12 protein-coding genes are annotated in these 13,461 nt (G+C 56.6%); 8 read left to right on the top strand and 4 right to left on the bottom strand.

Going from position 1 to position 13,461, the window contains the following annotated elements; translation table 11 throughout:
• Nucleotides 1-137: 137 nt before the first annotated feature.
• From ACXKZG_RS17940 to ACXKZG_RS17925, 4 genes are all read left to right on the top strand, one after another.
• Complete coding sequence (locus ACXKZG_RS17940) at nt 138-752, top strand: methylthioribulose 1-phosphate dehydratase (protein ID WP_346599658.1); 615 nt, start codon at nt 138-140, stop codon at nt 750-752.
• Nucleotides 749-1,438, top strand: a complete 690-nt coding sequence (gene mtnC / locus ACXKZG_RS17935; protein ID WP_013200904.1) for an acireductone synthase — start codon at nt 749-751, stop codon at nt 1,436-1,438. Before ACXKZG_RS17940 ends, mtnC begins: the two co-directional genes overlap by 4 nt.
• Nucleotides 1,435-1,977, top strand: coding sequence for a 1,2-dihydroxy-3-keto-5-methylthiopentene dioxygenase (locus ACXKZG_RS17930; RefSeq protein WP_338571003.1), 543 nt, complete (start codon nt 1,435-1,437; stop codon nt 1,975-1,977). Before mtnC ends, ACXKZG_RS17930 begins: the two co-directional genes overlap by 4 nt.
• Nucleotides 1,978-2,236: 259 nt before the next feature.
• Nucleotides 2,237-3,085 (top strand): undecaprenyl-diphosphate phosphatase, encoded by an 849-nt coding sequence (locus tag ACXKZG_RS17925; RefSeq protein ID WP_488875231.1) that lies wholly within the window; start codon nt 2,237-2,239, stop codon nt 3,083-3,085.
• A 52-nt stretch (nt 3,086-3,137) separates the two neighbouring features.
• Here the strand turns inward: ACXKZG_RS17925 and mtnA are convergent, their stop codons facing one another.
• Nucleotides 3,138-4,172 carry an S-methyl-5-thioribose-1-phosphate isomerase gene (gene mtnA / locus ACXKZG_RS17920; protein ID WP_488875230.1) on the bottom strand — a complete coding sequence of 345 codons (1,035 nt, stop codon included), beginning with the start codon at nt 4,170-4,172 and terminating at the stop codon, nt 3,138-3,140.
• A gap of 154 nt (nt 4,173-4,326) precedes the next feature.
• Between mtnA and mtnK the strand changes: the two genes are divergently transcribed.
• Nucleotides 4,327-5,526 carry an S-methyl-5-thioribose kinase gene (mtnK, locus tag ACXKZG_RS17915; protein WP_013200909.1) on the top strand — a complete coding sequence of 400 codons (1,200 nt, stop codon included), beginning with the start codon at nt 4,327-4,329 and terminating at the stop codon, nt 5,524-5,526.
• A gap of 92 nt (nt 5,527-5,618) precedes the next feature.
• On the opposite strand, the gene fadE is transcribed toward mtnK, so the two are convergent.
• Entirely contained in the window at nt 5,619-8,087 is a 2,469-nt protein-coding gene (fadE, locus tag ACXKZG_RS17910) for an acyl-CoA dehydrogenase FadE (protein ID WP_488875229.1), read from the bottom strand.
• 215 nt (nt 8,088-8,302) lie between these two features.
• Here fadE and lpcA point away from each other — a divergent pair, with 215 nt between their 5' ends.
• Both lpcA and ACXKZG_RS17900 read left to right on the top strand, forming a co-directional pair.
• Nucleotides 8,303-8,881 (top strand): D-sedoheptulose 7-phosphate isomerase, encoded by a 579-nt coding sequence (gene lpcA, locus ACXKZG_RS17905; protein ID WP_013200911.1) that lies wholly within the window; start codon nt 8,303-8,305, stop codon nt 8,879-8,881.
• A 43-nt stretch (nt 8,882-8,924) separates the two neighbouring features.
• Nucleotides 8,925-9,692: a class II glutamine amidotransferase gene (locus ACXKZG_RS17900; protein ID WP_013200912.1), complete on the top strand. Its 768-nt coding sequence runs from the start codon at nt 8,925-8,927 to the stop codon at nt 9,690-9,692.
• Here the strand turns inward: ACXKZG_RS17900 and dpaA are convergent.
• Nucleotides 9,663-10,403, bottom strand: a complete 741-nt coding sequence (gene dpaA / locus ACXKZG_RS17895; protein WP_013200913.1) for a peptidoglycan meso-diaminopimelic acid protein amidase — start codon at nt 10,401-10,403, stop codon at nt 9,663-9,665. The genes ACXKZG_RS17900 and dpaA overlap by 30 nt on opposite strands.
• A 241-nt stretch (nt 10,404-10,644) precedes the next feature.
• Between dpaA and dinB the strand changes: the two genes are divergently transcribed.
• Nucleotides 10,645-11,700 carry a DNA polymerase IV gene (dinB, locus tag ACXKZG_RS17890; protein WP_488875228.1) on the top strand — a complete coding sequence of 352 codons (1,056 nt, stop codon included), beginning with the start codon at nt 10,645-10,647 and terminating at the stop codon, nt 11,698-11,700.
• A gap of 78 nt (nt 11,701-11,778) precedes the next feature.
• On the opposite strand, the gene pepD is transcribed toward dinB, so the two are convergent.
• Nucleotides 11,779-13,239 carry a beta-Ala-His dipeptidase gene (gene pepD, locus ACXKZG_RS17885; protein ID WP_488875227.1) on the bottom strand — a complete coding sequence of 487 codons (1,461 nt, stop codon included), beginning with the start codon at nt 13,237-13,239 and terminating at the stop codon, nt 11,779-11,781.
• Between the last annotated feature and the right edge of the window lie 222 nt (nt 13,240-13,461).

Raw genomic sequence — 13,461 nt, 5'->3', positions numbered from 1 at the left:
TGAATAACGGTTTTTATGATGTGTTAACCCTGTGTTGCTGCCACTATAGCGTCGATGCTACTATTTGGCAATCGAGACGCTTAGACGTCTAAATGCCACTAAAAGGCCGGAAAATAACCGGCTCTATAAGGAAAGGTATGAGCATAACCCCGCAGTTGGATCAGTTGGTGGCGGCCTGCCACTGGATCGGTGCAAAAGGGTGGGCACCGGCAACCGGCGGCAATATGTCGGTGCGTCAGGACCGTGAATACTGCCTGCTGAGTGAATCGGGCAAAGATAAAGGCGCGTTGACGCGTGACGACTTTATCCAGGTGGATATCGCCAGCAATCAGGTGCCATCAGGGCGCAAACCGTCGGCGGAAACCGGGCTTCATACCTTAATCTATCGCCTGTTTCCTGAGGCCGGCGCCGTGCTGCATACCCATACCGTCAACGCCACGGTACTTTCCCGGGTTGAGAAGGGCGCCGCATTAGTGTTGCAGGGCTATGAAATGCAGAAAACCCTCGCCGGGCAGACCTCGCACCTTGATGCCGTGCCGATTGCGCTGTTCGATAACGATCAGGATATTGATGCTCTGGCGGTGCGGATTGCGCAGTTTGCCGAACAGACGCCGCTGCGTTACGGCTTTTTACTGCGTGGCCACGGGCTGACCTGCTGGGGAAAGGATGTCAATGAAGCACGTCGCCATCTTGAAGGTCTGGAATTCCTGTTCCAGTGTGAATTACAACGTCGTGTGCTGGAGGCCAAATGATCCGCGCGATTATCACCGATATTGAAGGAACGACCAGCGATATTCGCTTTGTTCATAACGTCTTGTTCCCCTATGCCCGCGAGAATCTGCCGGCATTTATCACCGCGTTCCAGCACCGCGAAGACGTGGCGCAAGCCTTAACCGATCTGCGTGCCGAACTGGCTCAGCCGCAGGCCACGGTCGATGAACTGATCGCCGCGCTGTTTGGCTTTATGGATGAAGACCGGAAGTCCACGGCGTTGAAAGCCCTCCAGGGCATGGTCTGGCACGATGGCTATGTTAGCGGCAGCTTCACTGGCCACCTGTACCCGGACGTATTGCCCGCCCTGGAAAAATGGAAGCAGCAAGACGTTGATCTCTATATTTATTCCTCAGGCTCGGTTGCCGCGCAGAAATTATTATTTGGCTACAGCGATGAGGGTGATATCACTAGCTTATTCAGCGGCTATTTTGATACCCATGTTGGCGCCAAGCGTGACGTGCAGTCTTACCGCAATATCGCGGCAGAGATTGGCCTGCCAGCGCATGAGCTGCTGTTTTTGTCCGATATACACCAGGAGCTGGATGCCGCACAGGACGCGGGCTGGAACACCGTGCAGTTACTACGCGGCGAAGCGGATGCCGAAAGCCGCCATCGTCAGGTAAACCGTTTTGATCAGATCAACCTGGAGCTGTTTTCCTCATGAGTGCACTGACTATTTTTACTGACAGCGAAGCGACCACCCCCGTGTGGCACAGCACCGATGCTGAAGAGATCCGCCAGCGGCTGAACGCTAAAGACGTGCGTTTCGAGCGCTGGGAAGCCGACCGCGATCTGGGCGAAAACCCGGCAGCGGAAACGGTGATTAACGCCTATCAACACGCCATCGACAAGCTGGTGGCTGAAAAGGGCTATCAGAGCTGGGACGTGATCAGCATGCGTGCCGACAATCCACAGAAAGAGGTTCTGCGCGGCAAGTTTCTGTCCGAGCATACGCATGGCGAAGATGAAGTGCGTTTCTTTGTTGAAGGCGCGGGCTTGTTCTGTCTGCATCTGGATGGCCACATTTATCAGATCCTATGTGAGAAGAACGATCTGATTTCCGTGCCCGCCGGCACGCCGCACTGGTTTGATATGGGGTCATCCCCGCATTTCACTGCCATCCGTATTTTCGATAATCAGGAAGGGTGGATCGCCAATTTCACCGGCGATAGCATTGCGGATGCCTATCCGCGTCTGCCTTAACTCGCGGTAAATAAAAGGGGCGAAAGCGGCTTTCGCCCGCTTTATTCTTACTATCATTTCACCATGCCATTGGGACTTCGCCCAGGTCGTTTCTTAATTCGGGCCGCCAACCTAGCCGGGAGTTAAACGTGCCGGGTGAATAAGATTTAGCTCAGGAGCAGAAAAAAACCGCTGTGATAATTTAAGGGTCGTTGTTTATTTTTTGTGGGCATTTGCCTGCCATGAAAACGTCATCTTTATTTCACAGAGGGAGAATGTCTTGAGCTTATTCCATGTACTGCTGCTGGCCGTCGTGCAGGGGCTGGCAGAACTGCTGCCGGTCTCCAGCTCGGCTCACGTGATCATGACCGAGAAGTTATTGGGGCTGGATCCTTCCGCCCCGGATATGACGCTGCTCCTGGTGATGCTTCACGCCGGAACCATGTTTGCGGTGATTGTTTATTTCTGGAAGAGTTGGGTAGAAACCTATTTCAGCTCAGTTCGGGCATTTAAAAAGAATATGCTGCTGATATTTTTAGCCAGCCTGTGTACCGGCATTGTCGGGCTGGTGTTATTAAAAGTGATTACCGCGCTGTATGCCAAAAATGCGCCGCACTTTGAAATCGAACAGCTGTTCAGTAATACCAAACTGATTGCGGGAGGACTGGCGGCGGCGGGGCTGTTGATCCTCTATTCGTCCAGACAGAAAGAGAATAAAGACGGCGAGCTGAGCCCAAAGAGCGCGATGATCGTCGGCATTGTTCAGGGACTCTGCCTGCCGTTTCGCGGTTTTTCGCGTTCCGGTGCGACGATTTCTGCCGGGATGGCGTCTGGCGTGTCCCGCAAACGGGCGGAAGAGTTCAGCTTTGCGCTGGCGGTAGCGTTAACGCCGCCGGTGATAATTAAGGAAGTGGTCAGGGTCTATCAGCACGGTGGACAGGCCGCTGCTGCCGGTGGTCATGGGGCGATGAGCGGGATCCTGGTGCCGTCGCTGGTGGGGATGGTGTTCAGCTTCCTGTCCGGTTTGCTGGCGCTGCGTTGGCTTTCACGCTGGCTTGAACACGGCAGATGGCACCTGTTTGGCGGCTACTGCCTGTTGGCCGCCGTGGTGGTGGGGGTGTTTGGCTAATCGCCACGCACAGAAATCCCCTTTGCCAGCAGCGGATGGCAAAGGGGCAATGTTACGCGGTCGGGCGGGAAGGCTGGAAAATGCCCGCCTCAACCTGTGCAGGCGTGACCACACCCGTATCCAGCACCCAACCGCTGATCAACGCCGCAGGCGTCACATCGAATGCCGGGTTGTAAACCTGCGCATCTTCCGGTGCCCACTGCACGTCACCAAAACTGCCCGCAACGCCGGTCACTTCACTGGCCGCGCGCTGCTCGATAGGAATTGCGCTGCCATCCGTGCAGGCGGGATCCAGCGTGGTATGTGGCGCGGCAACATAGAACGGGATGCCGTGATAGTTCGCCAGTACCGCCAGGCTGTAAGTGCCGATTTTATTCGCCACATCGCCATTGGCGGCAATGCGGTCTGCACCCACCCAAATCGCATCAACCTGTTTCTGCGCCATCAGGCTGGCCGCCATGCTGTCGCAAATCAGGCGGTACGGCACGCCCAGCTCACCCAGCTCCCAGGCGGTCAGGCGTCCGCCCTGCAACAACGGACGGGTTTCATCGACCCAGACGTTCGCCACGTTGCCTTCCTGCCAGCCGCGCGAAATCACTCCCAGCGCGGTGCCCACGCCTGCGGTTGCCAGCCCACCGGTATTACAGTGGGTCAGCAGGCGGCTACCCGGCGTAATCAACTTCGCGCCAGCCGTGGCAATGTTGTCACACAAGGCTTTGTCTTCTTCCACCAGGCGCAGGGCTTCAAAGGTCAGCGCGGTCACAAAATTCTCCTGCGCTAACGCTTGCTTCATGCGGTCCAGATTGTTCATCAGGTTGACGGCGGTTGGCCGTGACGCGCGCAACACCTCCAGCGCCTCGGCCAGTTCCGTTTTGCTCAGCCCGTTTTCAGCTAACAGGGCCAGCAGCAGGCTGGCGGAGAGGCCAATCAGCGGCGCACCGCGCACTCTCAACGCTTTAATATGACCAACCAGTTCAGCGACGTCTGGCGTCGGGCACCAGATTTTTTTCTGCGGTAGCGCCTGCTGATCGAGGATCCAAAGCTGGTTATCACGAACTTGTAAGCTGGTTGTGCTCAGTGTCTGCATGAAGGTTAAATCCTGGTTGCGTAATCAGGGCATATTGTGCCAACATGCGGAACGGATGTATAGACGTCTGAACGGCTTGCGCAACAAATTTGCGCGAAAAAGGCTCGCAAGATACGCGATGGGCAGACTGGAACGTTTTGATGAGGATGAGTTAATGTCGCAATACCGTACCTTCACTGCAGCGGATGCCGTGGACTATGCCCGCCAGTTCGGCGGCGTTGAAAATCCAGAGAGTCTGGTGGAGTCACAGGAAATCGGTGATGGTAACCTGAACCTCGTCTTTAAAATCTTCGACAGCGAAGGCGTCAGCCGGGTGATCGTCAAGCAGGCGTTGCCGTATGTGCGTTGCGTCGGCGAGTCCTGGCCGCTGACCTTAGACCGTGCGCGTATTGAAGCCGAAGTGCTGAAGGTGCACGGCACATTCTGCCCGGCGCATACGGTAAAAATCCTGCATTACGATCCGGTGCTGGCGGTGATGGTGATGGAGGATCTCTCCAGCCATGCCATCTGGCGCGGTGAGCAGGTTAAAGGCGTGGACTATCCTCAGGCCGCCTCGCAGCTCGGGGAATATCTGGCGCAGACCCTGTTCCATACCTCTGATTTCCATCAGCATCCTCATCAGAAAAAAGCCGATGTCATCCGCTTCACTAACCCTGAACTGTGCCAGATGACCGAAGACCTGTTCTTCGATGAGCCTTACGAAATTCACGAGCGTAACGCCTATGCCCCGGCACTTGAGCCGTTGGTCGCCTCCTTGCGGACCGACGACGAGCTGCGTCTGAAAGTGGCGGCACTGAAGCATCGCTTCCTGTCGAACGCTGAAGCCTTGCTGCATGGTGACGTGCACAGCGGGTCAATTTTTGTCGCCGAAGGCAGCCTGAAAGTCATTGATGCGGAGTTTGGTTATTACGGTCCGATTGGCTTTGATGTCGGCAGCGCGCTCGGCAACCTGTTGTTGAACTACTGCGCCTTGCCGGGGCTGCTGGCACCGCGTGAAGCGGCAGACGTGCGCGAAAAGCGTCTGCGTGACGTCAGTGCCGCGTGGAAAAGTTTTGCCGAAGGATTCCTCGCGCTGGCGGCGGAAAAAACCACCGATCGCGCGCTGGCTTATCCGGGCTATGCGGCGGCGTTTTTGCAGAAAATCTGGCGGGATACGCTGGGCTTCTGTGGCGTGGAAATGATCCGCCGTACCGTGGGCATTTCGCAGATCGCCGACATTAAAACCATCAAAGACGACACCATGCGCGTTGAGTGCGTTCGCCAGTGCATCACGCTGGGCCGGACACTGATCCTGGCGGCCGATCATATCGCCGACAGCGATGCGCTGATTGCCCGCGTGCGTCAGAACGGCTGAGCCAGAGGATTCCCCCTGTCGTCATGATATCCACAGAATGACAGGATCAAAAAAGGCCGGAAAGTTTCCGGCCTTTTTTATTATGTTAGCGGTCAGGCCGCTTCGGTTTTGCGCGGTTGCTGTGGCTCAGCCTGCACCACCGGCAGCGCCTTTTTTACCGGCTGGGTCGCCAACGCTTCAGGTTCAAACTCATCAACGTTGATGGAACGCAGACGGCTGGCTTCCGCACGGATCAGCACGCTCGCTTCCTCCTCGCTCAGCCATTTCTCCTGCAATCCTTGCTTCGCCAGCTCATCCAGACGGGTAAACGGCAGGTGTTTCTTCTGCTGTTTACACAGGCGATCGTGGATGGTTTCGGCGGCCATCACATCGGCCAGCGCCTCTTCAAGCTGACCGGCAGGGTTATGCTCGGTCGGCTTCAGGTACATGCCACGGCCCAGACGGGTGCGGGTGGCCGATGGAATTTGCAGAATACGCGCCAGCTGATGATCCAGACGGTCTGAAGGCGCACGGCAATGACGACCCAGCGGGAACACGGTCAGGCGTAACACACCCGCCACCAGACGATTAGGGAAGTTACGCAGCAGATCGTCAATGGCGATTTCCGCCTGATTCAACGCATCCTGAACGCCCCAATGTACCAGCGGAAGATCGGCTTCGTTACGGCCTTCATCTTCATAACGCTTCAACGCCGCCGAGGCCAGGTACAGCTGGCTTAACACATCGCCCAGACGGGCCGAAATGCGCTCGCGACGTTTCAGGCTGCCGCCCAGCACCGATATCGAAATGTCCGACAGCAGGGCCATATTGGCGCTCAGGCGATTCAGATGCTGATAGTAACGGCGCGTGGCATCGCGGGTTGGCGAGGCGCTGGTGCGTCCGCCGGTCAGACCCAGCCACAGGCTGCGCATCTGGTTGCTGCCCACGTGACCAACATGGCTGAACAGGGCTTTATCAAACTTCACCACGTCGTTGCTTTGTGCGGCGGCCATCTCTTCCAGCACATAAGGATGGCAACGGATCGCGCCCTGACCAAAGATGATCATGCTGCGGGTAAGGATGTTGGCCCCTTCGACGGTAATGGCAATCGGCGCGCCCTGATAAGCCCGCGCCAGGAAGTTGCTTTTACCTAACATAATGCCCTTACCGCCGGCGATATCCATCGCATCGACAATGGCGCGCTGCCCACGGTGGGTACAGTGATATTTGACGATGGCGGACAGCACCGCCGGTTTTTCACCGAGCATAATGCCGGAGGTGATCAGCGTGGCGGCGGCATCCATCACGTAGGCATTGCCGGCAATGCGCGCTAATGGCTCTTCAATCCCTTCCATCTTGCCGATTGGCAGGCGGAACTGACGACGGATATGCGCATAGGCGCCAATCGCCAGCGCAATACTTTTCAGGCTGCCGGTGGAGTTGGATGGCAGGGTGATGCCGCGTCCTACGGACAGACATTCCACCAGCATCCGCCAGCCCTGACCGGCCATTTTTGGCCCGCCAATGATGTAATCAATCGGCACAAAGATATCGTTACCGCGCGTCGGCCCGTTCTGGAACGGCACGTTAAGCGGGAAGTGGCGGGTACCGATTTCCACGCCGGCGGTATCGGTTGGGATCAGCGCACAGGTGATGCCCAGCTCTTCGGTCTGACCCAGCAGATGCTCAGGATCCGACAGCTTAAAGGCCAGACCCAGCACGGTAGCGACCGGCGCGAGAGTGATGTAGCGTTTATTCCAGGTTAAGCGCATGCCCAGCACCTGCTGACCCTGCCAGTTGCCCATGCACACCACGCCCGTATCCGGAATAGCACCTGCATCCGAACCCGCTTCCGGGCTGGTCAGGGCAAAGCACGGGATTTCGTCACCGCGCGCCAGGCGCGGCAGATAATGATCTTTTTGCTCATCGGTGCCGTAATGCTGTAACAGTTCGCCGGGGCCGAGTGAGTTCGGCACGCCAACGGTGATCGCCAGGATCCCGGAGACGCCAGCCAGTTTCTGCAACACCCGCGCCTGAGCGTAAGCCGAGAAGGCCAGCCCGCCGTACTCTTTCTTAATGATCATCGCAAAGAAGCGGTGCTCTTTCAGATAGGCCCACAGCTCCGGCGGCAGATCGGCCATTTCATGGGTGATCTGGAAATCATTGGCCATCCGGCAGGCTTCCTCAACCGGGCCTTCGAGGAACGCCTGTTCCTCTTCGCTCAGCCGTGGCTGCGGGTAGTTGTGCAGTTTCTGCCAGTCCGGCGTCCCGCGGAAAAGATCGCCTTCCCACCAGGTGGTGCCGGCCTCGATCGCTTCTTTTTCGGTGCGCGACATCGGCGGCATCACCTTCTGGAAGGTGCGCAGCATGGATTTGGAGAACATCGCCCGACGCAGTGGCAAAAGGTTGAACGGCAGCAGAATAATCGCCAGCGGGATCAACAGCCACGGCGTCCAGAGATGCGCGAATGACCACGCAGCTGTCCAGGCGAGCATGATCGCACTGCTCAGCAGCAGGTTAACGCGGTGATAAAAGAGTGCGCCGATCAACACGATCGTGGCCACGATACTGAGAACCATCATAACTAACGCTCCGTAAGTTGTAAGAGGTCTGACCTGTTGAATACAGGTTTAATGGAGAAGCTGTGCGTTAGCAATCTGTTTACATAATAATTACAACCTGGCTCACAAACCGGCCGCACCAAAAGTCAAAGCCCAAGCTTGAGGTGCAGGGCGCTTTTCGCCCCTCTCCCAACTTGGTAAACTGATGGCGACCTCACCTCTAAAGGACTTTCCCTATGTATCAGGACATCATTCGCGCCGAGCTCAACGAAGCAGCGGAAACGCTCAATAAATTCCTCAGTGACGATGCCAATATTCACGCTATCCAGCGCGCTGCGGTGCTGCTGGCAGACGCCTTCAAAGCCGGTGGCAAAGTGCTTTCCTGCGGCAACGGCGGCTCCCATTGTGACGCCATGCACTTCGCTGAAGAGCTGACCGGGCGCTACCGTGAGAACCGTCCAGGCTATCCGGCCATTGCTATCTCTGATGTCAGCCACCTGTCCTGCGTCAGCAACGATTTTGGCTATGATTTCGTCTTCTCGCGTTACCTTGAAGCGGTCGGTAAATCCGGTGATGTGCTGTTCGGAATCTCCACCTCCGGCAACTCCGCCAACGTGATCAAAGCGGTTGAAGCCGCTCGCGCTCAGGGCATGAAGGTGATCACCCTGACCGGCAAAGATGGCGGCAAGATGGACGGCATGGCCGATGTGGAAATCCGTGTACCGCACTTTGGTTACGCCGACCGCATTCAGGAAATCCACATCAAAGTGATCCACATCCTGATCCTGCTGATTGAAAAAGAGATGGCCGAGTAGTTTTTCTGGCCAGCTGCGGCTGGCCGCTACGTGAGGATTTTCTATGTGCGAATTGCTCGGGATGAGCGCGAATGTTCCGACGGATATCTGTTTTAGCTTTACCGGGCTGGTGCAGCGCGGCGGGGGAACGGGTCCGCACAAAGATGGCTGGGGCATTACCTTTTACGAGGGAAAAGGCTGCCGCACCTTTAAAGATCCCGAGCCCAGCTTTAATTCGCCTATCGCGCGGCTGGTGCAGGAATACCCGATCAAGTCCCGTTCGGTGGTGGCGCATATCCGCCAGGCCAACCGGGGCGAAGTGTCGCTGGAAAATACCCATCCGTTCACCCGTGAACTGTGGGGCCGCAACTGGACCTATGCGCACAACGGGCAGCTGAAAGGCTATAAAGGGATGGATACCGGGCCGTTCAGGCCGATCGGTGAAACGGACAGCGAGCAGGCATTTTGCTGGCTGCTGCATAAGCTGACCACCCGTTATCCGCGTACGCCCGGGAACTGGCCGGCGGTATTCCGTTATATTGCTGAACTGGCGGCGGAGCTGCGTGAGAAGGGCGTGTTTAATATGCTGCTGTCGGACGGGCGGTATTTAATGGCGTTTTGTTCGACCAATCTTTTCTGGATCACCCGACGGGCACCGTTTGGCAAAGCCACGTTGCTGGATCAGGATGTCGAGATTGATTTTCAAAAGCAGACCACGCCGAACGACGTGGTCACGGTGATCGCCACTCAGCCCCTGACGGGGAATGAAACCTGGAACAAGATTGAACCAGGTGACTGGGCGTTATTTTGCCTCGGTGAGCGCGAGCGCTGATCCGGAAACCGGCGCGCTGATCAGGGAACCTGGCTGGTTCAGCACGTAATGACCTTCATTAACACTCACTGACGGCGGCAGGCGGTTTTGCACAAATTGTGCATAACCAGGCTGCAGCTGTTTCCAGAAGCTGTAATACACCGAATTGCGATGACGCTGCAGATTGCTGTCGGTCATGCGGAACGGGTAAATGCTCACTTCCACTCGCGGCTGGCCGTTACGCAGCGCCGCATCAACAAACTGATAGATATCGGCAATGTTGGCATCGGTCATCGCATAGCAGCCAATCGACACGCAGCTGCCGTGGATCATCAGGTATTTCCCTTCATAACCCTGCTGGCGATCGTATTCGTTGGGGAAGCCGACGTTAATGGCGCGGTAGAACCGGCTGTCAGGCTTCAGCTGGGAAAGTCCCACGCTGTAAAATCCTTCCGGACTTTTAAAATCGCCCTGACGACGTTTTGGGCCTAAACCGCCCGAAAAGTTACAGATGCGGTAGCTGTCCAGCAAGCGGTAGTCGTTACCGATTTTGCCATACAGTTCCAGCGTACGTTCTTCTTTGAAAATCTGGATATACACGGGGGTGCCGAGTAATTGTTTCTTTAACTCTTTGCTTACCGGCGCGAGCGGAAGTACCGGGGACGTTGGTACGCTGGCGAAGACGACGGCTGGCAGAAAAATCATCGCAAACAGCAGTGCGATTTTGCCCATTCTGGTTCCCTTGAAAAAGAGGGTTGGATGCTATGCCCGAGGGCAGTGTCACTTGCAATATCGGAGAAATCCGCTATCGCTGCGTCACATTAGCATTGTCTATTTTTTTATCAAGTCGCCAGTGAACAAATTGAGAAAGAAAAAATTGCCGGAAGCCTATGCCGCTGCGCTTTACCGGGCGAACGGCATGTTGAAACCCGGCTGATTAACTGTATACTTATCCAGTGCATCTGGGGGGGATATGCGTAAGATCATTCACGTTGATATGGACTGCTTTTTCGCGGCGGTAGAAATGCGCGACGATCCCAGCCTGCGTGATATCCCGATCGCCATTGGCGGCAGCCATCTGAAGCGCGGGGTTATCAGCACGGCCAACTACCCTGCGCGGAAGTTTGGTGTGCACAGCGCCATGTCCACCGCGATGGCGCTGAAGCTCTGCCCGCATCTGAAAGTGATCCCTGGCCGCTTCGAAGCCTATAAAGAAGCCAGCCAGCATATTCGTGAAATCTTCTCGCGCTACACCTCGCTGATTGAACCGCTGTCGCTGGACGAAGCCTATCTCGACGTCACCGACAGCCCGCACTGTCACGGCTCTGCCACGCTGATGGCGCACGACATCCGCCAGACCATCGCCCGCGAACTCAATCTCACCGCTTCCGCCGGCATTGCGCCGATCAAGTTCGCCGCCAAAATCGCCTCCGATTTAAACAAGCCTGACGGGCAGTATGTGATTACGCCCGACTCGCTACCGCAGTTTCTGCTGACGCTGCCGCTGGCGAAAATTCCCGGCGTCGGTAAAGTCACCGCCAAAAAGCTGGAGGAAATGGGGCTGCAAACCTGCGCTGACGTGCAGAGCACCGATCTCTCCGCGCTGTTAAAACGCTTTGGCAAGTTTGGCCGGGTGATCTGGGAACGCAGCAACGGCATCGACGAGCGGGAAGTGGTGACCGAGCGCTTACGCAAATCACTCGGCGTGGAACGCACGCTGTCGGAAGATATTCACAGCTGGGAAGCCTGCCTGGAGATCATCGATTTCCTGTATGACGAGCTGGAGCGTCGGCTGATCAAAATCAAACCTGACCGGCAGATTGCGCGTCAGGGCGTGAAGCTGAAGTTCTCCGATTTCCAGCAAACCACTCAGGAGCACATCTGGCCGATGCTGAATAAGGCGGATTTGATCGAGGTGGCGCGCAAAACCTGGGAAGAGCGACGCGGTGGAAGAGGCGTCAGGCTGGTGGGATTGCACGTTACGCTGCTGAATCCGCAGCTGGAAAGGCAGTTATTGCTGGGGCTGTAAGACGGCGGAGTTGTGATCGACAGAGGTTGCCGGGGGATGAAAGAAAACGGGCGGAATCTCATCCGCCCGTCAGCCGGCTTATGACTTGGCCGGGATCGCCTTCAGCAGCGCGGTCAGCAGTTTCCAGTACAGGCCAACGCTTTCGATATGCACTTGCTCATCCGGTGAGTGTGGGCCGGTAATGGTCGGTCCGATAGACACCATATCCATGTCCGGATACGGCTTCTTAAACAGACCACATTCCAGACCCGCGTGGATCACCTGAATGTTCGGCGTTTTGCCAAACAGTTTTTTATAGGTCTCACCAACCAGCGCCATCACCGGCGAGGACGCGTCCGGCTGCCAGCCAGGGTAATTGCCTTTGGCCACGGTTTTCGCGCCCGCCAGCTCGCCTAACGCGGTCAGCATTTCCACCACGTAGTCTTTCCCGCTGTCGATCAGCGAACGGATCAGGCAGTTGATCTTCGCTTCATCCTCTTTCAACGACACCACGCCAAGGTTCAGCGAGGTTTCGACCACGCCTTTCATCACGTCTGAATTACGGATCACGCCGTTTGGCGTGCTGTTCATCAGGGCAATAAAGGTATCGCGGCTTGCCGCCGTCAGCGCCTGGTCGCCAGCCGCCACGTTCTCAACCACGATGTTGATGTTCTTCTCTTTCAGGCTCAGCTCGGACTTAAGCGTTTCCAGATAGCTCAGCGCCAGGCTTTTCAGCGCGTCGACGTTGTCTGCCGGTACCGCCAGCGTGGCCACCGCTTCACGCGGGATGGCGTTGCGCAGCGTGCCGCCGGTGAAGTCCACCAGACGCAGATCCAGCGCCTTAGCGTGCGCGAACAGGAAGCGGGACAGCAGCTTGTTGGCGTTACCCAGACCGACGTGAATATCACAGCCAGAGTGGCCGCCTTTCAGGCCTTTCAGGGTCAGCTTCAGCGGCTCGTAGCCAGCCGGAACGGCTTCACGGCTGATGGCGAGCGTCGAGGTGAAATCAATGCCACCGGCGCAACCCATATAGATCTCACCTTCTTCTTCGGAGTCGGTGTTGATCAGGATATCGGCCTGCAGCCAGTTCGGCTGAAGACCAAAGGCGCCGACCATGCCGGTCTCTTCGGTCATGGTCAGCAGCACTTCCAGCGGACCGTGCTCAACGCTCGGGTCGGCCAGCACCGCCAGCGCGGACGCCATGCCAATGCCGTTATCGGCGCCCAGCGTGGTGCCGCGCGCTTTTACCCATTCGCCGTCAATCCATGGCTGAATCGGATCTTTCGTGAAGTCATGCACGGTGTCGTTATTTTTCTGCGGCACCATATCGAGGTGCGCCTGCAGGGCAACCGGCTTCAGATTTTCCAGACCGGCAGTGGCAGGCTTGCGGATCAGAATGTTACCCACTGCATCGCGGTCGGTCGTTAAACCTTGCTCTTTCGCCCACGACAGAATGTGTTCTGCCAGTGCTTCTTCGTGATAAGACGGGTGCGGAATCGAGCAGATTTTGGCAAAAATATCCCACAACGGCTGGGGGAAAAGTTGAGATAATTCAGACACGACAAATCTCCTGTGTCATCACCATCGGCCAGCTGGGCTGCGGATGGCGAGGATGTTTAGCGAGTGGATGACTCCCGTCAGATGCTCTGACGCGATGGGCAAAGAATATCATCGTTTCCCCAGCCGTGCTTACTTCGCGGAAGGAAAAAAGGGTCACGGCGCTGGTTTTTAGCGGCTCAGATCACTATAATTCCGCGCAACCTCTCCCATTGTACATTTTTA

The organism is Erwinia sp. 2186 (assembly GCF_057812255.1).
This window is presented reverse-complemented; position numbering and strand designations above follow the sequence as displayed.

What these genes read in the sequence shown, in the direction of transcription:
- fadE (WP_488875229.1), bottom strand. Translation starts at nt 8,087, where the DNA reads ATGATGGTTCTCAGTATCGTGGCCACGATCGTGTTGATCGGCGCACTC.
- ACXKZG_RS17940 (WP_346599658.1), top strand. Translation starts at nt 138, where the DNA reads ATGAGCATAACCCCGCAGTTGGATCAGTTGGTGGCGGCCTGCCACTGG.
- ACXKZG_RS17900 (WP_013200912.1), top strand. Translation starts at nt 8,925, where the DNA reads ATGTGCGAATTGCTCGGGATGAGCGCGAATGTTCCGACGGATATCTGT.
- dpaA (WP_013200913.1), bottom strand. Translation starts at nt 10,403, where the DNA reads ATGGGCAAAATCGCACTGCTGTTTGCGATGATTTTTCTGCCAGCCGTC.
- lpcA (WP_013200911.1), top strand. Translation starts at nt 8,303, where the DNA reads ATGTATCAGGACATCATTCGCGCCGAGCTCAACGAAGCAGCGGAAACG.
- mtnC (WP_013200904.1), top strand. Translation starts at nt 749, where the DNA reads ATGATCCGCGCGATTATCACCGATATTGAAGGAACGACCAGCGATATT.
- dinB (WP_488875228.1), top strand. Translation starts at nt 10,645, where the DNA reads ATGCGTAAGATCATTCACGTTGATATGGACTGCTTTTTCGCGGCGGTA.
- mtnA (WP_488875230.1), bottom strand. Translation starts at nt 4,172, where the DNA reads ATGCAGACACTGAGCACAACCAGCTTACAAGTTCGTGATAACCAGCTT.
- ACXKZG_RS17930 (WP_338571003.1), top strand. Translation starts at nt 1,435, where the DNA reads ATGAGTGCACTGACTATTTTTACTGACAGCGAAGCGACCACCCCCGTG.
- mtnK (WP_013200909.1), top strand. Translation starts at nt 4,327, where the DNA reads ATGTCGCAATACCGTACCTTCACTGCAGCGGATGCCGTGGACTATGCC.